Origin of the sequence: Promicromonospora soli, assembly GCF_014653785.1 — a bacterium.
Classification (GTDB): domain Bacteria; phylum Actinomycetota; class Actinomycetes; order Actinomycetales; family Cellulomonadaceae; genus Promicromonospora; species Promicromonospora soli.
Window position 1 is genome coordinate 1,120,322 of the sequence record NZ_BNAS01000001.1, and the last position, 19,694, is coordinate 1,140,015.

Annotated in this window: 20 protein-coding genes and 1 riboswitch; of the genes, 6 read left to right on the forward strand and 14 right to left on the reverse strand. The window is 72.3% G+C overall.

Translation table 11 applies throughout. The features are described 5' to 3' along the window. Positions 1–24: 24 nt before the first annotated feature. Positions 25–175: riboswitch (cyclic di-AMP (ydaO/yuaA leader) on the forward strand. A gap of 1 nt (position 176) precedes the next feature. Both IE250_RS05095 and IE250_RS05100 read left to right on the forward strand, forming a co-directional pair. After that, positions 177–1,094 (forward strand): C40 family peptidase, encoded by a 918-nt coding sequence (locus IE250_RS05095; protein WP_189668124.1) that lies wholly within the window; start codon positions 177–179, stop codon positions 1,092–1,094. 114 nt (positions 1,095–1,208) lie between these two features. Then, on the forward strand, positions 1,209–2,186 hold the full coding sequence (locus IE250_RS05100) for an NAD(P)-dependent oxidoreductase (protein WP_189668125.1): 978 nt from the start codon (positions 1,209–1,211) through the stop codon (positions 2,184–2,186). A 17-nt stretch (positions 2,187–2,203) separates the two neighbouring features. Here the strand turns inward: IE250_RS05100 and IE250_RS05105 are convergent, their stop codons facing one another. From IE250_RS05105 to IE250_RS05150, 10 genes are all read right to left on the reverse strand, one after another. Continuing rightward, positions 2,204–3,340: a DNA-formamidopyrimidine glycosylase family protein gene (locus IE250_RS05105; RefSeq protein ID WP_189668126.1), complete on the reverse strand. Its 1,137-nt coding sequence runs from the start codon at positions 3,338–3,340 to the stop codon at positions 2,204–2,206. Continuing rightward, on the reverse strand, positions 3,333–4,130 hold the full coding sequence (rnc, locus tag IE250_RS05110) for a ribonuclease III (protein WP_229872132.1): 798 nt from the start codon (positions 4,128–4,130) through the stop codon (positions 3,333–3,335). Before rnc ends, IE250_RS05105 begins: the two co-directional genes overlap by 8 nt. Position 4,131: 1 nt before the next feature. Next, a complete protein-coding gene (gene rpmF, locus IE250_RS05115; protein ID WP_189668127.1) occupies positions 4,132–4,326 on the reverse strand; it encodes a 50S ribosomal protein L32 in 195 nt (64 codons plus the stop codon). A gap of 2 nt (positions 4,327–4,328) precedes the next feature. Then, positions 4,329–4,922 carry a YceD family protein gene (locus IE250_RS05120; protein ID WP_189668128.1) on the reverse strand — a complete coding sequence of 198 codons (594 nt, stop codon included), beginning with the start codon at positions 4,920–4,922 and terminating at the stop codon, positions 4,329–4,331. Between the two features lie 135 nt (positions 4,923–5,057). Continuing rightward, positions 5,058–5,570, reverse strand: coding sequence for a pantetheine-phosphate adenylyltransferase (gene coaD / locus IE250_RS05125; protein ID WP_189668129.1), 513 nt, complete (start codon positions 5,568–5,570; stop codon positions 5,058–5,060). Continuing rightward, positions 5,567–6,232 (reverse strand): RsmD family RNA methyltransferase, encoded by a 666-nt coding sequence (locus IE250_RS05130; RefSeq protein ID WP_189668130.1) that lies wholly within the window; start codon positions 6,230–6,232, stop codon positions 5,567–5,569. The genes coaD and IE250_RS05130 overlap by 4 nt, the downstream gene beginning before the upstream one ends. A gap of 55 nt (positions 6,233–6,287) precedes the next feature. Further along, a complete protein-coding gene (locus tag IE250_RS05135) occupies positions 6,288–7,265 on the reverse strand; it encodes an endonuclease/exonuclease/phosphatase family protein (protein ID WP_229872133.1) in 978 nt (325 codons plus the stop codon). Positions 7,266–7,325: 60 nt separating this feature from the next. Then, entirely contained in the window at positions 7,326–8,303 is a 978-nt protein-coding gene (locus IE250_RS05140) for an endonuclease/exonuclease/phosphatase family protein (protein WP_189668131.1), read from the reverse strand. A gap of 133 nt (positions 8,304–8,436) precedes the next feature. Next, entirely contained in the window at positions 8,437–10,698 is a 2,262-nt protein-coding gene (locus tag IE250_RS05145; protein ID WP_189668132.1) for an ATP-dependent DNA helicase RecG, read from the reverse strand. Next, positions 10,695–12,509 (reverse strand): DAK2 domain-containing protein, encoded by a 1,815-nt coding sequence (locus IE250_RS05150; protein ID WP_229872134.1) that lies wholly within the window; start codon positions 12,507–12,509, stop codon positions 10,695–10,697. Before IE250_RS05150 ends, IE250_RS05145 begins: the two co-directional genes overlap by 4 nt. A gap of 279 nt (positions 12,510–12,788) precedes the next feature. Between IE250_RS05150 and rpmB the strand changes: the two genes are divergently transcribed. Both rpmB and IE250_RS05160 read left to right on the forward strand, forming a co-directional pair. Then, positions 12,789–12,986, forward strand: a complete 198-nt coding sequence (gene rpmB / locus IE250_RS05155; RefSeq protein ID WP_119143026.1) for a 50S ribosomal protein L28 — start codon at positions 12,789–12,791, stop codon at positions 12,984–12,986. A 154-nt stretch (positions 12,987–13,140) separates the two neighbouring features. Next, positions 13,141–13,653: a GNAT family N-acetyltransferase gene (locus IE250_RS05160; protein ID WP_308434107.1), complete on the forward strand. Its 513-nt coding sequence runs from the start codon at positions 13,141–13,143 to the stop codon at positions 13,651–13,653. Between the two features lies 1 nt (position 13,654). Here the strand turns inward: IE250_RS05160 and IE250_RS05165 are convergent, their stop codons facing one another. Then, entirely contained in the window at positions 13,655–14,728 is a 1,074-nt protein-coding gene (locus tag IE250_RS05165) for a thiamine-phosphate kinase (RefSeq protein ID WP_189668133.1), read from the reverse strand. A 168-nt stretch (positions 14,729–14,896) separates the two neighbouring features. Between IE250_RS05165 and IE250_RS05170 the strand changes: the two genes are divergently transcribed. Both IE250_RS05170 and IE250_RS05175 read left to right on the forward strand, forming a co-directional pair. Beyond that, positions 14,897–15,370 (forward strand): DUF3515 family protein, encoded by a 474-nt coding sequence (locus IE250_RS05170; protein ID WP_189668134.1) that lies wholly within the window; start codon positions 14,897–14,899, stop codon positions 15,368–15,370. Beyond that, complete coding sequence (locus IE250_RS05175) at positions 15,367–16,116, forward strand: TetR/AcrR family transcriptional regulator (RefSeq protein WP_189668135.1); 750 nt, start codon at positions 15,367–15,369, stop codon at positions 16,114–16,116. Before IE250_RS05170 ends, IE250_RS05175 begins: the two co-directional genes overlap by 4 nt. A 40-nt stretch (positions 16,117–16,156) precedes the next feature. Here IE250_RS05175 and IE250_RS05180 read toward each other — a convergent pair whose 3' ends face one another. The 3 genes from IE250_RS05180 to IE250_RS05190 form a co-directional block, all read right to left on the reverse strand. Continuing rightward, positions 16,157–16,690: a hypothetical protein gene (locus tag IE250_RS05180; protein WP_189668136.1), complete on the reverse strand. Its 534-nt coding sequence runs from the start codon at positions 16,688–16,690 to the stop codon at positions 16,157–16,159. Between the two features lie 88 nt (positions 16,691–16,778). After that, positions 16,779–17,954 carry a D-alanine--D-alanine ligase family protein gene (locus tag IE250_RS05185; RefSeq protein WP_229872135.1) on the reverse strand — a complete coding sequence of 392 codons (1,176 nt, stop codon included), beginning with the start codon at positions 17,952–17,954 and terminating at the stop codon, positions 16,779–16,781. Positions 17,955–18,002: 48 nt separating this feature from the next. Beyond that, a complete protein-coding gene (locus tag IE250_RS05190; protein ID WP_189668137.1) occupies positions 18,003–19,598 on the reverse strand; it encodes an AMP-binding protein in 1,596 nt (531 codons plus the stop codon). Between the last annotated feature and the right edge of the window lie 96 nt (positions 19,599–19,694).

Here is a 19,694-nt window from a genome sequence, read left to right on the forward strand (position 1 = left end):
GTCCGGACGCCGAGCCCTGTCACCGGTCCTGAGCAGCTACGTCGTGACAGGGGCGGGGGAACCAAGTAAGCGGGCACGTGAGTGTCCTCGGGGTGAAGCCTCTTGTGAGGCCGGGTGAATCGCTCTCCCCATCCGAACCCGACAGCTCACTTCGTAGGCGTCCGAGGAGATCACTGGTGACCGTACTCACCGACCGCACCCAGGACTGGTCGGACGACCAAGCCAACCGCCCCAGCTACCGGGGCCGGCACCGCGCCGAAGGCCCCGCACTCACCCCCTTCACCGCTCTGACCCAGACCGCCGCCGAGAATGCCGCCCGTACCGGCGCCATCGCGGTCGTCACGTCCGGCATGCTCGCGTCGGTCTTCGCGCAGACTGCCCACACCGCGCCCGCAGAGACGCAGAACCACACCACGCTCGCCAACGCCACGCCGGTCAGCAACACGATCGACAACACGACGACCCGTGCCGGTCTTGCCGAGAAGCTCGTGACCAAGGTCAAGGTCACGCAGAATGCCGACTTCTGGGCGGAGCGCGGGCGAGTGTCCGTAACCCCGTACGCCGAGACCGAGGCCGGCATCGCCGAGGCCGAGGCGAAGGCTGAGGCCGAGGCGCGTGCCAAGGCCGAGGCTGAGGCCCAGGCGGAGGCGGAGGCCGCGGCTGCTGCCGAGGCAGCCGCCGCTGCGGAAGCGGCGGCGGAAGCAGAGGCCGCCGCCGAGGCGGAGGCCGCCGTAGCCGTTGAAGCCTCCACGGACCTCGGCCAGCAGGCGGTCAACCTGGCCCTCGAGTACGTGGGCGTCCCCTACACGTGGGGCGGCTCCTCGCCGAGCGAGGGCTTCGACTGCTCCGGCCTGATCAGCTACGTCTACGCCCAGCTGGGGATCGACCTCCCCCACAGCTCCAGCGAGATGTTGAACTCCGGATACCAGGTCTCCGCCGCCAACGCCCAGCCGGGCGACATCGTGTGGACCTCGGGCCACGTATCGCTCTACGCGGGCAACGGCATGGTCGTGGAGGCCCAGCAGGAGGGCGTCCCCGTCCAGTACACCGAGATGTGGCAGGACAACCCGGTGTACATCCGTGTGACCGGCTGACCCTTCCGGTATTGCGAAGCAGAGCGCCCGTCCGGCCCGTTCCCGAGGATCCCTCGAGCAGGCTGACGGGCGCTCTGCTTCGTTGTACAGGTCGAGTCCGGTAACGTCCCCGGCGTGAAGATCCTCGCACCGGACGTGCCGTTCGACCTCGACTTCCCGTCCCTGCTGCCCGACGGCGGAGCCTCCTTCGCGCCCGGTGGCACCGACACCGTCGCCACCTACGCGATGGGCGAGCCGGTGCCCGAGGAGCACACCGACGCCGAGGTGCTGATCACCTGGTCCAACCCGCCCAAGGTGCTCGCCGACGCCGCCCGCCGGCTGACGCGGCTGCGCTGGATACAGACCCTCTCGGCCGGGCCGGACCTGGTGCTGCGCGCGGGATTCGCGCCCGACGTCGTCATCGCCTCAGGCCAGTCACTGCACGACGACACCGTGACCGAGCACACCCTTGCCCTGATCCTCGCGTCGGTCCGCCGGATCGACGCGTCCCTGGCCGCGCAGCGGGAGCACCGCTGGGCCAAGGAGATCGCGTTCGCCCAGGCGGATCCGGTCACGGACCGCGAGTACACGCTCGACGGCGCACGCGTGACGATCTGGGGTTTCGGCTCGATCGCCCTGCGGCTCGCTCCGCTCCTGACCGCGCTCGGCGCCGAGGTGACCGGCGTCGCCTCGCGCGCCGGCGAACGTTCCGGCTATCCCGTGGTGGGACCCGACGGCCTGGACGCGCTGCTGGCCGAGACCGACCTGCTCGTCTCGCTGCTGCCGGCCATCCCCGCCACTCAGCACATTCTCGACGCTCGCCTGCTGAGCCTGCTGCCGCCGACCGCGCGGTTCGTCAACGTCGGCCGGGGTGCGACGGTCGACGAGGCTGCCCTGGTGGACGCCCTGCGTTCCGGGCGGCTCGCCGGCGCGGCGCTCGACGTCATGGAGACCGAGCCGCTGCCCGAGGCCTCGCCGCTGTGGGACGTGCCGAACCTGATTCTCACGCCGCACGTCGCCGGCGGGCGCCCGCGCCGCGCGGCGCGATTCGTGGCCGACCAGCTCACGGCATGGCGCCAGGGCGGCGACCTCCGCAACGTCGTCGCCAGGTAGTACCTGGTTGTGGGCAACTAACGCTTCGGGGCGCGGGGGGCGGGCTGGCAGATCGGGCAGCTGAACGACGACCGGTTCATGAACGCGTCGCGGCGCACCGGCGTGCCGCAGCGCCGACAGGCCTCGTTCTCGCGCCCGTACACGGCGAGCGACCGGTCGAAGTACCCCGACTGGCCGTTCACGTTGACGTACAGCTCGTCGAAGCTCGTGCCGCCCTGGGCCAGGGCCTCCCGCATGACCTCGGCCGCCGAGTCCAGTACCCGGCGCACGTCCGAGGCCTTGAGCTTGTCGGTCGCCCGGGCCCAGTGCACCTGCGCCCGCCACAGCGCCTCGTCGGCATAGATGTTGCCCACGCCCGACACGACGGTCTGGTCCAGCAAGGCCCGCTTGACCTGGGTCCGACGTCGGCGGACCCGCCGCACGAGGTCGTCCAGGTCGAGACTCGGGTCGAGCAGGTCGCGGGCGATGTGCGCCACCGGCTCGGGCAGCACGGGCAGGTCCGAGCCGTGCCCGGCGGGAATGCTCGACGCCGCGTCGGCCGGCGTCGGAATGCCCGCCGACGCCGGGGCGCCCAGCGCCCGAGCCTCGCTCCCCCGGGACGGACCGCCGTCGGCGGGCACCAGGTCCTGGACGCTGAGGTGCCCGAACGTGCGCTGGTCCACGAAGTCGAGGTACCGCGCCCCGGACGGCGCATCGGCCAGGTGCAGACGAACGCGCAGGTGAGGGTGCCGCCAGTCGTCCGCGGCCGTGCCCGGACCCGGCTGTGCGCCCGGCTCGAGCACCGCACTCGGCCCTGGCCCCAGCTCCCCGCTCACGACCGCGCCGCGCACGAGCAGCTGCCCCGACATCCCCAGGTGCGCCAGGAGCGCGGCGGCCGGGCGGGTCTCGACAGGCTCGACCACCGCGGCTGGTTCGACCGCCGGGGCGGGCTCGACCGCCGGGGCGGGCTCCGCGAGCGGTAGCCAGAGGAACTTGCCGCGGCGCACCGCGGCGGTCAGACGCCGGCCGGTGAGCTGGTCGCGGAACGAGTCCGGGCCGCCGTCGTGCCGTCGGACGCTGTACTCGCGGAACACCTCGACGTCGCGCACCACCGCACCGACGACCAGACGGTCGAGACCGTCCCGGACAGTCTCGACCTCGGGAAGCTCAGGCACCGGAGGCCGGGGCCCTGCTCCCGGAGGCGGCACCCGCGCTGCCCGTCCCGGCCTGGCCTGCGTCCCCGGGCTTGGGCAGCGGGAACCTCTCCAGCAGGGTCCGGTAGGTCTCCTCCGCGGCGCCCTGCTCGGCGTGCTTCTTCGCACTGCCGGAGCCGGAACCGTAGGTGACGCCGTCGATCACGACGGTCGAGTGGAAGATCCGCGCGTGCTCCGGCCCCTCGAACGTGGCGATGTAGTCGGGCGAGCCCAGACCGCGCTCGGCGGCGGCCTCCTGCAGCGACGTCTTCCAGTCGAGCCCGGCACCCAGGCTGGCCGCGACGTCGAGCGTCGAGTCCACCAGCCGGTGCACCAGCTCGCGCGACGTCTCCAGCCCGTGCGAGAGGTAGGTCGCGCCGATCAGGGCCTCGACCGTGTCCGACAGGATCGAGTCCTTCTCGAAGCCGCGCGTGCGGATCTCGCCCTTGCCGAGCAGCACGTACTTGCCCAGACCGAGGGTGCGCGCGATCGCGGCGAGCGCACGCTGCGACACCGTGGCCGCGCGCATGCGCGCCAGGTCGCCCTCGGACTGGTCCGGGTGACGCCGGTACAGCGCCTCGGTCACCACCAGCCCCAGCACGGTGTCGCCCAGGAACTCCAGGCGCTCGTTCGTGGGGATGCCCCCAGCCTCGTGCGCGAACGACCGATGGGTCAGTGCCAGCACAAGAAGCTCGGGGTCCAGATGGACCCCGAGCTTCTCGAGCAGCGCGGTAGGTTCCGGCCTTGCCGGCGACGTCCCGCCCTTGGCCACGTCAGCCCGCGTGAACGGTCTTCAGGGCGTCGCGGTACGTACGACCCTTGTAGGTGCCGCACGTCGGGCACGCCGTGTGCGGCAGCTTGTTGCCCTGGCACGACGGGCAAGTGGTGAGGGTCGCTGCGGTGGTCTTCCACTGCGAGCGACGCGCACGGGTGTTGCTGCGCGACATCTTGCGCTTCGGAACAGCCACGGCTAGCTCTCTTTCGTCTCGTCCGACACGCTCGTAGATTCGAGCATGCTCTGTAGCGCCGACCAGCGAGGGTCGACTACGTCATGGTGATGACCGGGGTCGTCAGCCAGGCGCGCTCCGCACTCGGAGCACAGGCCCGGGCAGTCCTCCCGGCACAGCGGTTGAAATGGTAGTGCAGTCACGACCGAATCCCGAAGCGGAGGCTCCAGGTCAGCCATGTCGTCGTCGAGGACCGACTCCTCGTCCTCCACCTCGTCGTCCCCCGCCTCGGCCGACGCGGCGGCCTTCTCGGGGTAGGCGAACAGCTCCATGATGTCGACCGTGATCTCGTGGGAGATGTCGTCGAGGCAGCGGCTGCACTCGCCCTTGACCGTGCCGCGGACCGTGCCGGAGACCAGCACGCCCTCCATCACCGACTCGAGCCGCAGATCCAGCTCGAGGTCAGAGCCTTCCGGGATACCGATCACGGCGGTGCCGAGGTCCGACGGCGCTTGCACGGTCAGGCTGTGCGTACGCATCGATCCGGCACGCCGAGAGAGCTCGTGCGTGTCGAGCACGAGCGGCGAGTTCGGTTCGCGGGAAATAGCAGACTCCATGAGGGCAGTGTCAGGGCAATGTCCGTGAGGACGATGAAGGAGGGGTGGACCGGCGCATAACGTCACGCCAGGGACCAAAAGCCAATCCTACGACATGGATCGGGCCTCACGCGCGCCCGTGCGGGGTGACAGGCCTCACGAGCCGGTGGGCGGCTGTCCCAGCGCCGACTTCAGTGCGGCCGTGACCCCCGCCGGAACCAGGTCCTCGACCGGGCCGCCGTGCCGCGCGATGTCCTTCACGAGCGACGACGCGACGTGCGCGTACCGCTGGTCGCCCGGCAGGAAGATCGTCTCGACGCCCGACAGGTGCCGGTTCATGAGCGCCATCGGCTGCTCCGCGTCGAAGTCGGCACCCCCGCGCAGGCCCTTCACGACGGCGACCGCACCGACCTCCCGGCAGAAGTCCACCAGCAGCCCCGGCACGACGGCGACCCGCACCCCGGCCATCGCGGGCTCGTTCTGCGCGGCGGAGAACACGGCGGCGCGGACGAGCTCCGCGCGCGTCTCCAGGTCCAGGAGGCCCGACTTGCCGGGGTTCTTCGCGACGCCGACAACTACGTCGTCGAACATCGTGGCGGCGCGGCGCACCACGTCGAGGTGGCCGAGAGTGATGGGGTCGAACGAACCGGGGCAGACGACAGTGGTCACGCGCCCACGCTATCCGACGGCCCTGCGTCGGACGGCGCTGCATCGTCCGACGGCTCCGCGTCCGAGGGTTCGGCGTAGTAGACCGCCGTCTCCCCGTAGTCCTTGCGCGCGAACGGCGCCAGGCCGTCCGGCCAGGCCGGCTCGGGGGTTCGGATCGAGCGCTCGACCACCACTACCGCGCCGCCGGCCAGGACGCCCGGCGCGGCCAGGTGCGTCAGGACGATCGCCAGCGCGTCCTCGGCGAGGTCGTAGGGCGGGTCGAGGAAGACGAGGTCCAGCGCCCCGCCGGACGACGCGCCCGGGCGCAGGCCGGTCCCCCGACCCGACGCCGCGCCCGCCAGCGCCGCCGCGAACCGCTCAGCGGTCTCCGCGACGACGCGCACGCCGGTCAGGCCCAGCCCGGCGACGTTCCGGCGCGCGACGTCGGCCGCCGGGCGTGCGCTGTCCACCAGGGTCACCGACGCCGCGCCGCGGCTGGCCGCCTCCAGCCCGAGCGCGCCCGAGCCGGCGTAGAGGTCGAGCACGCGGGCGCCGTCGAGCACGTCGAGGTGCTCCAGGCGGGAGAAGATCGCCTCGCGGACGCGGTCGCTCGTGGGGCGCGTGCCCTTGGGCGGCACCGCTATGGTGCGGCCGCCGAGAGCGCCCGCAACGATCCTGGTCACGCCCGCGAGCCTAACCCGGGCGGGCGGTGCACGGACCAGGCGGCCCCGACCGGAGCTACGACCAGGGCGTGTCGACGTGCGCGACGACCGGCAGGTGGTCGCTGCCCGTCTTGTCCAGGGCGCGCACCTCCGTCACGGTGGCGCCGCGTGCGAGGACATGGTCGATCTGCACGACCGGGAAGACCGCCGGATAGGTGAGCTCGAAGCCGGTCGTCGGCGCGGTGACGAGGTTGGTCAGCGGCGCCATGGCGTCGTCCGCGAGGACGGCGTTCAGGTCGCCGGCGACGATGATCGTCTCGTTCTTGTCGGCGTCGATCGCTTCCGCGAGACTCTGCGCGCTCGCGTTGCGCAGCTCGGTCTCGAACCCGCCGCTCCCGAACCGGACGGACGGCAGATGAGCCACGTACAGCGCGGCAGCCCCGCCGTCGCGCTGGATCACCACCCGCAGGCAGCGGTCCCAGGAGGCGTCGACGCCCTCGGGCCGGATGTCCACCGCCTCTTTGCCCCTGAGCGGGTACCTGGACCAGACGCCGACGGTGCCCTGGGTCTCGTGGTGCGGTAGCGCCGCACCGAACGCCTGCGTGTACTCCTCGGCCGCGGCCTCAGACACCTCCGTGAGCGTCACGACGTCCGGCTCTGCGGCGAGAAGCACCTCAGCGGTGCCCGCGACGTCGGTGTTGGTGTCGCTGACGTTGTGCTGCACCACGGTGAGGTCAGCCGGGGCCGGGTCCACCGGGCGCAGCTGTGGCAGGAAGACCCAGATCCACGCCGCCAGCGGCAGCAGGACGGCGAGGATCGCGAGCGCCGACCGCCGCAGCAGCGCCGCGAGGATCCCGAGCGGCACTGCCAGGCCGAGCCAGGGCAGGAACGTCTGGACGAGGCTGCCGAGGTTTCCCCAGCGGTTCGGCACGTACTCGTGGGCCACGAGCAGCACGGCCGCGACGACCGAACCGAGCGCGAGCAGCCGCCCGCGCTGCCACGCGGTTTTCGCGGGGGTGGCGGTAGGGATCGCATGCTTCGCTTCGACAATCACTGGCGGGGACCCTATCGGCTCCGTGTTAACGGCTGGTACCAGGGCGGCCAGGGCCTGCGCTCAGGACGAGGACGTGTCGATGTGCGCGACGACCGGCAGGTGGTCGCTGCCCGTCTTGCCCAGGGCGCGCACCTCGGTGACGGTGGCACCCCGCGCGAGGACGTGGTCGATCTGCACGACCGGGAAGACGGCTGGGAAGGTGAACTCGAAGCCGGTCGTCGGCGCGGTGACGAGGTTGGCCAGCGGCGCTATCGCGTCGTCCGCCAGGACGGCGTTCAGGTCCCCCACGACGATCACGGCGTCGCTCTTCTCGGCGTTCACGACCTCCGCCAGCCGCAACGCACTCGAGTTGCGCGACTCCGTCTGGAACCCGCCCCGCCCGAGCCAGACGGTGGGCAGGTGCGCCACGAACATCGCCACGCCGACGTCGTCCCGCTGAATCACGACGCGCAGGGCGCGGTCCCAGGGAGCGTCGGAGCCCTCGGGCCTGATGTCCACGGCCTTGGCACCCTTGAGCGGGTACTTCGACCAGATGCCGACGTTCCCCTGGGTCTCGTGATGCGGCAGCGCCTCGCCGAACGCCTGCGTGTACTCCTCGGCCCTGTCACCGGACACCTCGGCGAGCGTCACGACGTCCGGCTCGGCGGCGAGGAGCACCTTGGCGGTGCCCGCGACGTCGGTGTTGGCGTCGCTGGCGTTGTGCTGCACCACCGTCAGGTCGCCCGGGGCGGCCTCCACCGGGCGCACCTGCGGCAGGAAGACCCAGATCCACGCCGCCAGCGGCAGCAGGACGGCGAGGATCGCGAGTGCCGACCGCCGCAGCAGCGCCGCGAGGATCCCGAGCGGGACCGCCAGGCCGAGCCACGGAAGGAACGTCTGTACGAGGCTGCCGAGGTTTCCCCAGCGGTTCGGCACGTACTCGTGGGCCAGGAGCAGCACGGCGGCCACGACGGAAGCGAGCGCGAGCAGTCGCCCGCGCTGCCACGCGGTCTTCGCGGGGGTTGCGGTAGGGACCGCATGCTTCGCCTCGACAATCACTGGCGGGGACTCTATCGGCTCCGTGTTACAGAAGTAAGGAGCGGGTCATCCTTTTCACCCGGATGATTTCACCCTGTGGAGCGCAAGCCTGCTGATCGAGCCGCAGGTCACAAAGTCGATCACCAACCGTCTGTCAAGCCCGTTCCAGGAATTCCTCCTGGTCCTCGTCGAGCTGCGCACGGATCGCCTTCGCGAGCTCCGGGAACTCCGTCAGGTCGGGGGACGCGGCGACGACATCGGCGGCCGCGGTGCGTGCCTCCTCGATGAGACCGGCGTCCTTGACCACTCGGAGCAGGCGCAGCGAGCTGGTCCGGCCGGACTGCGCGGCGCCGAGCACGTCGCCCTCGCTGCGCAGCTCCAGGTCGAGGTTCGCGAGCTTGAATCCGTCGGTGGTCTGGGTCATGGCCTCCAGCCTGGCGTAGGCGGGTGTGCCGGGCTCGGCGTCGGACACCAGGAGGCACAGGCCGGGGTCGGTGCCGCGACCCACGCGCCCGCGCAGCTGGTGGAGCTGGGAGATGCCGAACCGGTCGGCGTCGAAGATCACCATGGCCGTGGCCTCGGAGACGTCCACGCCAACCTCGACCACAGTGGTGGAGACCAGGACGGGCGCCTCGCCGGAGGCGAACCGGGCCATGGCCGCGTCCTTCTGGTCGGGCGGCATCTGGCCGTGCAGCACGCCGATCTCGACACCCGCAAGCTCGGGCCGCGAGCGCAGCTCCTCGACCACTTCGAGGACGGCGCGCAGCGGCGGGCGGTCCGCCGCGGCCTCGCCGCCCGGGCCGGTCGGCTCCAGGAACTCCGGCACGTCGTCGAAGTCCTTGGCCGGCGCCTGGGTGTCCTCGTCCGGGTGGATCCGCGCGCACACGACGTAGGCGCGGCGGCCGGCGTCGACCTCCTCGCGCACGCGTGCCCAGGTGCGGTCCGTCCAGCGGACGTTCCCTGCGGGGACCGCGACCGTGGTGATGCCGGCGCGCCCGGCCGGCACCTCCGTGAGGGACGACGTCTCCAGATCGCCGAAGACGGTCATCGCCACCGTGCGCGGGATGGGCGTCGCGGTCATGACCAGGAGGTGGGGGGATACGCGCCCCTTGGCGCGCAGCGCGTCCCGCTGCTCGACGCCGAACCGGTGCTGCTCGTCCACCACGACCAGCCCCAGGTCGGCGAACTGCACCTGTTCCGACAGCAGCGCGTGCGTGCCCACCACGATCCCGGCCTCGCCGCTCGCGGCGTGCAGCAGGGCCTCCTTGCGCGCCTTGGCGCCGAGCGAACCGGTCAGCAGCGCCACCCGGGTGCTCGCGCCGGTGCGCTCCGCCCCGAACAGCGTGCCGCCGTCGGCCAGCGGGCCGAGCAGCGCGCGCAGGGTCCTGGCATGCTGCGCGGCGAGCACCTCGGTGGGGGCGAGCAGCGCGGCCTGGCCGCCGGCATCGACGACCTGCAGCATGGCGCGCAGCGCGACCACCGTCTTGCCGCTGCCGACCTCACCCTGCAGCAGCCGGTGCATCGGGCGGGGGCTGGCGAGCTCGGCGGCGATCTCGTCGCCCACTTGGCGCTGGCCATCGGTGAGCACGAACGGGAGGGACGCGTCGAAGTCCGCGAGGATGCTCGGCTTGCCCGCGGGGAGCGGGGGCCGAGCGGTGGCGTCCTCGGCGGCGGTCCGGGCGCGGCGCTGTGCGAGCGCCACCTGCAGCACGAACGCCTCTTCGAACCGCATCCGGTGCCTTGCCTGGTACGCCTCGTCGAGCGTCGCGGGCCGGTGGAGGCTACGCAGGGCGGCGGCCCGTCCGGGCAGCCCCTGACGCTGCTGTACATCGGAGGGCACCGGGTCGGGCACGTCGTCGTCGGTCAGCGTGTCGAGGACGACGCGCAGCGCACCCTGGATCTTCCAGCTCGGGATGCCGGCCGCAGCGGGGTAGATCGGGATGGGCTTGGTCGCGTGCTCGAGCAGCGCCTCGTCGCTGTCGAGCTCGGACTCCTCCCCCATCAGCGTGAAGTCCGGGTGCGTGAGCTGCCGCGATCCCCTGTAAAGGCCGACGGTGCCCGTGAACAGGCCCTTCGCCCCTGGAACCAGGCGCTTCTCGTGGTTGTAGAGCGAGCCGCGGTGCTTGCCGAAGAAGGTGAGCGACAGCCGGCTGCTCCCGTCCGTCACGACCACCTCCATGAGCGCGCCCTTGCGGTTGCGCATGGGTCGGACGGTCGCCTGCTCCACCCGGGCCAGGATCGTCACGTGCTCACCGACCTCGAGCGCCGCGATGTCGGAGAGCGCGCCCGGGTCGGCGTACCTGCGCGGGTAGTGGCCCAGCAGGTCGCCCACGGTCTGCAGGCCGAGCTTGCCCAGGGCGGTCGCCGTCCGCTTGTCGAACGCCCGCTCCAGCCGCTCGTCCACCCGCTCGGTCATGTGTCCCCCTCCGGGTCCTGCCCGAATCCCTGCCTCATCTCCAGGCCTACGCCGGACTCCGTGCCGAGGCACACCCCGTCGCCCGGGCGGCCCGTCGCGAGGACGACGAGCTCCGCGTCGGGGGCGCGCTCCGCGAGGACCGCGGCGAGCCGGCCGGGCAGGTCGGCGGGGACGTCGGTGTCGAGCAGCACGGTCGCCACGGTGGTCTCCGGGCCGGCCGCCTCGCGCAGGACGTCGATCGCGGCGGCGCCCCGCGCGTCCGCCACGGTCAGTCCGGCGAGTGCCTCGTCCAGGATCGCTCGCGCGTCGACGGCCCCCAGTGCGTCGGACTGGTCCGGCAGGCCGATGGGCAGCAGCGTTCCGAGGGCGGCGAGCGCCACGACGGCATGGGCGTCGGTGGGCGTAGGCACCACGATCATCTCCTCGACGTCGAGCTGCGTGTCGGCGCCGGCGGCCGCCTCCGGCGTCCCGAGCACGAGCACGCGCCGGGCACCGGTCGATGCGGCGGCGCGGCCGACGTCGTCGGGGGTCAGGGCCTCTACGGTGCTGCCGACCCCGCCCGTGAGGAGCACGACGGCGCCCGCGTGCGCGAGCTCCGCGGCCAGCCCGGGGGCCGAGGTCGCGGCCACGACTCCCCACTCGTGCTGACCGGCCGCCGCCAGGTGCCGCACGTGCACCTGGGCGAGGGAGCCCGCGCGCGACGCCTCCCCCGCTATCGCGAGCGCCAGGTCGAGGTGGTCGGTGTGCACATGAGCCTGCCAGACGGCCGTTCCGGTGCCGGTGTCCCCGCCGACCACGACCACCGAGTCCCCCACCTCGGCGAGCGAGCCACGGAGGCGGGCCGCGACGGTCTCCGACGCTTCCCCGGCCGGCCCGGTGAGCACGAACATGAGCTCGAGGGCGCCCGCGCCGGCGTCGTGCGCCTCGGGGCCGGCCGTCTCGGGGTCGGTCGTCTCGGGCGTGGGCGCCACGGGCCCCGGCGCTGCCGGACCCGGAGCGCCCGGGATCGCACCCGCGTCGAGAAGCTGGTCCAGGTTCACGGCATCCATGCTGCCGCCAGCCACTGACACTCCGCCCGCCGCCGACCCTCCTGCCGTGGACCCGGCTCCGCCCGCCGGTCCGCCGGTCGCCCCGGCGGTCGCGACGACGAGCGCGTCGAGCACCAGGACCAGTCCCAGTGCACCGGCGTCCAGCACGCCCGCCTCGCGCAGCACGTCGAGCTCGTCCCGGCTTGCTCGCGCGGCCGTGCGCGCGGCGGCAGCGGCAGCGGTCACGACCGGCAGCGGCCCGGCAGCAGGTCGGGCCGAGGGCTCGGTCCCGTCCTCGACCGCTCGTGCGGCGGCCGCCGCGGCGTCGGCGGCCGTGAGGATCGTGCCCTCGGCCGGCATCGCCACGGCGGACCGGGCCGATGTCGCGGCCCGCGTGAGCAGGTCCGCCGCACCGCCACCGCGCCGGGCGGCGACCGCCAGCCCACGCAGCCACTCGCTGAGGATCACGCCGGAGTTGCCCCGCGCGCCCAGCAGCGCCGCGCGGGCGAGCGTCGCCAGGAGCTGCGGCCCCGTCGCGTCCGCGGGCGCCGCGGCGACTGCCCGGTCCCCCTCGCGGAGGGTCAGGTAGAGGTTGGTGCCGGTGTCGGCGTCGGCCACGGGGAAGACGTTGACCCGGTCGATCGCGTCGCGCTCCCGCCGCAGCGCCGCTGTCGCACCACCGGTCCAGGCCCGCACCAGGTCTGGATCCTCGAGCCGGACTTCGGCCGGGAACGCCTCCGGACCGGAACCAGCCGTCCGGCCGCCACTGTCGACGTCGATCACGCAATGCCCTCCTGAACCTGGCCCGCTCGGACGGATCCCACCGTACCCAGCGGCGGGGCCCGTCGCGCCCGGCTATCCACAGGGTCGCGCGCGACCCAGGGTGTGACGCACCACCTTGGGGTTACGGTTTGAGGGGGTGGCCCGCAATCGGGTACTCTGTGGAAGTTGCCTGGCCGCTGAGAAGCGTTTGCTCCGAAGCGTCCGGGCGTCCCCCTTTAGACCATCCATCACGTCGTGCTGTCGTTTCTGCACAGGCGTGCACGACATTCAGGAGACACCGTGGCTGCCAACTGCGACGTCTGCGGCAAGGGCCCGGGCTTCGGGCACAGCGTTTCGCACTCTCACATCCGCACCAAGCGTCGCTGGAACCCGAACATCCAGCGCGTTCGCGCGATCGTGGGCGGGACTCCCAAGCGCGTCAACGTGTGCACCTCCTGCCTCAAGGCCGGCAAGGTCACGCGCAAGGTTTCGGCCTGACGCTGCCGCAGCCGGGTCGCTCGACGCGACCCGCACATGCTTGACGAAGACGCTCGCCGGGTCCTCCCGGCGGGCGTTTTCACCTTTGGGCGAACCTTCATCTTCGCCCCAAGGAGTGGTTGCGCCCTGCACCCGGCGGTGAAAAGGTGAGGCCATGATGGCACCGGAAGACGTGACCATCCGCCCAGCAACGACGACTGACGCCGAAGCCATCGCTCGTGTCGACATCGCCTCCTGGCGTGGTGCTTACTCTGAGATCCTGTCCGACTCCTACCTGGCGTCGCTCGAAGTCGCCGACCGGGCCGGACTGTGGTCCGCGGCCCTGCACGCACGGGGTACCACCCTGCTCGTCGCCGAGGACGAGACGGGCATCATCGGGTTCACCAGCGTGGGCCCGTCACGCGACGAGGACGCCGAACCCGGCCACCTCGAGATCTACGCCATCTATCTGCACCCCCGCGCGTGGGGTACCGGCGTGGCACGCGACCTGATGCGAACCGTGCTCGACGGCCTGCGTCCGGGCGCCGTCGTCACCCTCTGGATCCTCGAGGGCAACGAACGCGCACAGCACTTCTACCGGCGGCACGGGTTCCAGCCCGACGGCACCGAGCGCATCGACGAGATCGGCGGCCAGCCGCTCAAGCAGCTCCGCTTCCGCAAGCGCTGAATCACGCTCGGAAGTGGTCCCAGCCGGGGCCGACGTCGGGCGCCTGCCCGCCGATCGTGACGGCGGCTGGCCCCGCGTCGTCCGCGCTCAGCACCAGTCCGACGGCGGCCCAGCCACCCGGCAGCCGTGTCCCGGCCGGGAACGTGGCAAGCAGGCCGTGGTCCTCTCCCCCGGCCCAGACCCATCGGTCGATCAGCCCGTTGATGTCCGAGGTCCCGGGCCCCCATCCGGGGTCGCCCAGCCCGGTGGCCGCGGCGACCGCCCGCGCCGCGGAGTGCAGCGCCTCCCGGTCGGCGGCGAACGCCCCGGCGTCGAGGTCGATCCGGACGCCGCTCGCTGCCGCCACCCGTCCCGCGTCACGCAGGAGGCCGTCGGAGACGTCGAGCATCGAGGTCGCGCCCGCCTCGGCCGCCACGACGCCCGCGGTGATCGGCGGGTCGGGCCGCAGGTGCGCGGCCACGAGCTGCTCCCACGCGTCCTCGAGCAGCACGCCGTCGGTGACCTCCAGCGGCGCCGGGGACACCTGCGCCCGCACCAGGCCCGCCTCCAGGAGCGCCAGCCCGGCGGCCGACCACCCGCGCAGTCCGGCGTACGCGACGACGTCGCCGGGCCGTGCGCCCGACCGCAGCACCGGCGCTCGTCCCTCCAGGTCGCCGTGCACGGTGATGCTCACGACCAGGCAGGGGCCGCCCGACAGGTCTCCGCCCACGGCACCGGCGCCGACCGGCGCGCAGCCGTCGTTCAGGCCCCTGGCCAGCCCCGTCACCCACTCCAGGTCGGTGTCGCCGGGCACCACGAGGGACGTGACCAGCGCGGTGGGCCTGGCGCCCATCGCCGCGATGTCGGCGAGGTTCTGCGCGGCGGCACGCCGACCGACGTCGTATCCCGTGGACCAGCGGGTGCGGAAGTGGCGGTCCTCGACGAGCACGTCGGTCGAGACCACGAACCGGCCGTCGGGGGCTGCGAGCACGGCGGCGTCGTCGCCGGGCCCGAGCAGGGTGGCGCTCCCCCGGGGGAGCAGGGGGACTATGCGTTCGAGGATCTGCTCCTCGGAGAGGTCACGGACGCGGGTCACTGGTAGACCCTAAGTGCCAGGGCGACCGGGCGCGGCATGCGGACCCGGCGCGCGTGTCAGACGTACAGGTCACCCGGGGTTACCCGTGCGTCTGACAAGAGGGCAGGCAGGGGTAGGGCGAGGGTGCGTCGGGGACGGGCACCATCCGCGGGCGGGTAACGTGTCTCCGTGCTTCCCGCCCGGTTCTTCACCGCTCTGTCCGCCGTTCTCGCGATCGGGGCCCTGGCGGGATGCGCGCGGGCGATCGGGGTGGAGGTGGCGCCGGAGGCCGCCGACCCGAAGTGCGCGGAGGTGATGCTCGCCGTCCCCGAAGAGCTCGGTCCGGACCTGCCGAAGGTGCCGACGAATGCCCAGGCGACCGCAGCCTGGGGCGAACCGGGTGGTGCCGTCACGATGCGCTGCGGCGTCGCCCAGCTCGGCCCGTCCGGGGACTGCCAGCACGTGGACTCGGGCGACGGGACCGCCGTCGACTGGATAGTGACCACCGACGACAAGGGCACCTGGTCGTTCGTCACCTACGGCCGCGAGCCCGCGGTCGAGGTGATCGTGCCGCCGACGGTCACCGAGAGCCATTCGACGTCGTTCATCGCCGACCTTGCCGGCGCCGTGACCCAGGTCCCCGCCACGAAGGAGTGTCAGTGAGCCCGGTTCCGACGACGGACGCCGCCCCGCCGGTGCGGTCCCGGCGCGAACGGCTGCGCGACGAGCTGCGCCGTGAGGTGCTCGCCGCTGCCCGCCACCAGCTTGCCGGGCAGCACGGCCTGAGCAAGCTCACGATGGCCGCCGTAGCGAAGGAGGTCGGCGTCACGCCGCCCGCGCTGTACCGGCACTTCGAGAACCGGCAGGACGTCATCGCGCAGCTCTGCGTGCTGATCGTCGAGGAGGTGCTGGACATGCTCAGCGCCGCCGTCGCCCGGCAGGCGCCCGGTGACATCGCCGCGGCCCTGGTTGCCTCCACCCGGACCTCGCTCGACTGGGCGGTCCGCAACCCGGCGGAGTTCGACCTGGTCATCGGATCGGGCATCCGCTCCGAGCTCGCCGACAGCCGCGCGCTCCAGCGCCGCATGGCCGAGATGGTCGGGGGCCACTACGTGCCGTTCTTCCGCGACCTGGCGGCGTCGGGAATCGCCTACCCGGCGGACGACGAGATCGACCCGGAGCTGGCCCGGCAGGTACGCGAGTACCGCGACGCCGTGGGCGGGCACGACCTGCCGCTCGGCGTCGCCCACCTCATGGTGACAAGCTGGCGGCAGGTCTACGGCCTGCAGTGCATGGCTGTGTACGGGCACCAGGAGTTCGCGTTCGGCGACCACGTGGCGCTCCACGAGGACATGGTCTCCTCGCTGCTGGTGCGGTTCGGCCTGGAGCCGCACCCGACCGTGCGCTGAGCCGGCGCCACGGGCCGGCGCACCCGGATCAGAACCCGGGTCAGCGCACCATCGAGTCCTTGCCGGCCTCCATGGTGTGCAGCACGTCGGCGTTCGAGATGAGCTGGATGCTCCCGTTGTAGGAGATCTTCGGGTTCTTCATCGCCGCGCCCAGCAGCTCCGCGAGCGCCACGAGATGCCTCGAGTCGTGCGCGCAGATGCGGTGCACGTGCTGGGTGGCGGTGACCATCTGCAGGGCGAAGACCGGGAACTTCCACAGCGGCTTCCAGAACAGTGAGCGCTGCCACACGCGCGCGGCCGGCCACGCGAGGCCCGCGCAGGCCATGGCGAGGGCCGCCTCCCACGGGACGCCGTCGGCGCCCACGAGCCGGAGCAGCAGGACTATCACGGCGACTATCCCGAACGGGTAGGCCACCTGGTTCGCCCAGGGGCCGATCGGCTGGGGCTTCGCCACGCCGACCACCTCGACCCGGACGATGTTGCTCAGGGCGAACGTGGTGAACCCGATGGTGAGCATCCCGTTGGCGATCCGCACCTCACGCACGGCGTACTGGTAGCGCGGCCCGCCCCACATCCTGCCTCCTCAGAGCCCTGCAACCCGCCCTGGTCAGCCTGTCCGGACCAGTCCGTATCGTCGGTAATGAGGTGCAGAGTACAGGCGATCAGCGCAGACCGGTGGGCCGCTCGAGGGCGAGCTGGATGAGCTCGTCGATCAGCTCGGGGTAGCTCACACCGGAGGCGTCCCACATGCGCGGATACATCGAGAACGGCGTGAAGCCCGGCATGGTGTTGATCTCGTTGACCACCACCTGGTCGCCGGGCGTCACGAACACGTCCACCCGCGACAGGCCCTCGGCGCCGACGGCCTCGAACGTCCGCACCGCGATCTCCTGGACCTCCTTGATGACGTGGTCCGGCAGGTCGGCCGGGCAGGTGAGCTGCACCGACGCCTCGTCGAAGTACTTGGCCTCGTAGTCGTAGAAGCCGTTCTTGGTCTCGTCGGTGACCACGATCTCGCCCGGCAGGGACGCCCGCGGGCGCGCCCCGCCCCGGCCGCCAAGCACCGCGCACTCGATCTCCCGGCCGACGATGGCCGCCTCGACGATCACCTTGGGGTCGTGCTTGCGCGCTTCCTCGACAGCGGCGGGCAGCTCGTCCAGGGAGTCCACCCGGGAGACGCCGAGCGACGAGCCGGCGCGGGCCGGCTTGACGAACAGCGGGAGCCCCAGGGGCTCGATGCTCTGCACGACGACGTCGCGGCGGTTGTCCCAGTCGCCCGGCTTGATCACGGCGTACGGGCCGATCGGCAGGCCCTGCCCGGCGAACACCATCTTCATGAAGTGCTTGTCCATGCCGACGGCGGACGCCAGGACGCCGGACCCGACGTACCGGGCGTCGGCGAGCTCGAGCAGGCCCTGGACGGTCCCGTCCTCGCCGTACGGTCCGTGCAGCAGCGGGAACACGACATCGACGTCGGCCAGGGCCGACGGCACCCGGCCGGGCTCCAGCACGCGCAGGCCGGCGTCGCCCACGGTCAGCGGGAGCACCACCTCGGTGTCGGACGCGGGGACCTCGGCGGCCTTGCCGTCGGTGATGGCCCAGCGCTCGGGCTCGTCGGCAGCGATCACCCACTGCCCGTTCGGGGTGATGCCGATGGGCACCACCTCGTACTTCGAGCGGTCGATGGCGCCCATCACGCCACCGGCGGTGGCGACGGAGATCCCGTGCTCGCCGGAGCGGCCGCCGAACAGGATCACTACGCGTGTCTTGGCAGCGGCGTCCGGCGTCGGCGCGGGGTTCGCCCCGGCGGAGGCTGGTTCTGGTGTGTGGTGCGACATCGCGCCCGACCCTACCGGACCTAGGTGACCGGACCTACGGGGCCGGACCTACGGGGCAGCCCTGAGGTCCTTGCGCAGGATCTTCCCCGACGCCGACTTCGGCACCGCCTCGATGAACTCGACGGAGCGCACCTTCTTGTACGGAGCCACCTGCTCGGCGACGAACGCCATGACCTCGTCCTCGGTCAGCGACTCCCCGGCGGCCGGCACGACGAACGCCTTCGGGATCTCGCCGGCCTCCTCGTCGGGCAGGCCGATCACCGCGGCGTCCGAGATCTTGGGGTGGGACAGCAGCAACGCCTCCAGCTCCGCCGGCGGAACCTGGTAGCCCTTGTACTTGATGAGCTCCTTGAGCCGGTCCACCACGCGGAACACGCCGTCGGCGTCGACCGTGACGATGTCGCCCGTGTGCATGAACCCGTCCGGCTCCAGGGTGTCCGCCGTCGCCAGGGGGTTGCCGAGGTAGCCCACCATGACGTTCGGCCCGCGGCACAGCAGCTCGCCCGGGCCGGAGACACCCTCGGCCGGCTGCTCGATCTCCGCGCCCGTCGCCGGGTCGACGATCTTCGCCTCCATCTTGGCCACGAGCAGGCCGACCGTCCCCGCCGAGATGTCCGTCCGGTCGAACGGGATGACGTGCGAGACCGGCGACATCTCGGTCATGCCGTAGCCCTGCTGCACGCGCACGGCCTCACCGAGCCGGTCGCGGACAGCCTGCGCGAGCTTCTCGCCGAACGGCGCGGCGCCCGACAGGACGGCCCGCACGCTCGACACGTCGTAGGAGTCCACGAGCGGGTGCTTCGCCAGCGCGAGCGCGATGGGCGGCGCCACGAACAGGAACGTCGCGTGGTACTCCTGGATCACCCCGAGGTACTGCGCCAGGTCGAACCTCGGGAGCGTCACGAGCTTCGCCCGGGTGCGCAGGGCCAGGTTGAGCAGCACCGTCATGCCGTAGATGTGGAAGAACGGCAGCACGCACGGCACCACGTCGTCGGGCCCGACGCCGATCGCGAGGGACTGGATCACATTCGCCACGAGGTTGGTGTGCGTCAGCATGACGCCCTTGGGACTGCCCGTCGTGCCGGACGAGTACGGCAGCACCGCGAGGTGCGTCGCCGGGTCGAACGACACGTCCGGCGCGGGGTGCGGCTCGGCCAGCAGGTCGGCCAGGGAGGCGTATCCCGGCGCCACGGCCGAGTCGCCGTCGAGCACCACCAGCTGCTCCTGTGCGAGGCCCGCGCCCCTGGCTCCGGCCTCGCCGGCCCCGAGCAGCGGGGACACGGTGATCATCAGCCGCGCGCCCGAGTCGACCAGCTGCTTGGTGATCTCCGGGGCGCTGGCCAGGGCGTTGACGGTGGTCACGGTGACCCCGGCCAGCAGCAGGCCGTGGAACACCGTGACGTAGGCGGGGACGTTCGGCGCGTGCAGGGCGACGACGTCGCCGACGCCGAACCCCCGCGCCGCTACCGCGCCCGCCACCGCGTCGACCTGCGCAAGGAGCGAACGGAACGTCGTCTCCGCCCCGCTGACGCCGTCGACCACCGCCACGCGGTCCAGCTCCTCGTCGGTGATCTCGCCGAACAGGTACTCGTAGACGCTGACGGACGGGATCTGCACGTCCGGCAGCGTGCTCCGGATAACCATCATTGGTCTCCTTCGTCTCGGTCGTCGGGCCCCCGTTGGCCCGGCGCGGTCGCCGGACCACGTGGGTACGGCGGAAGAGCATTGGCGTCAGGCCGC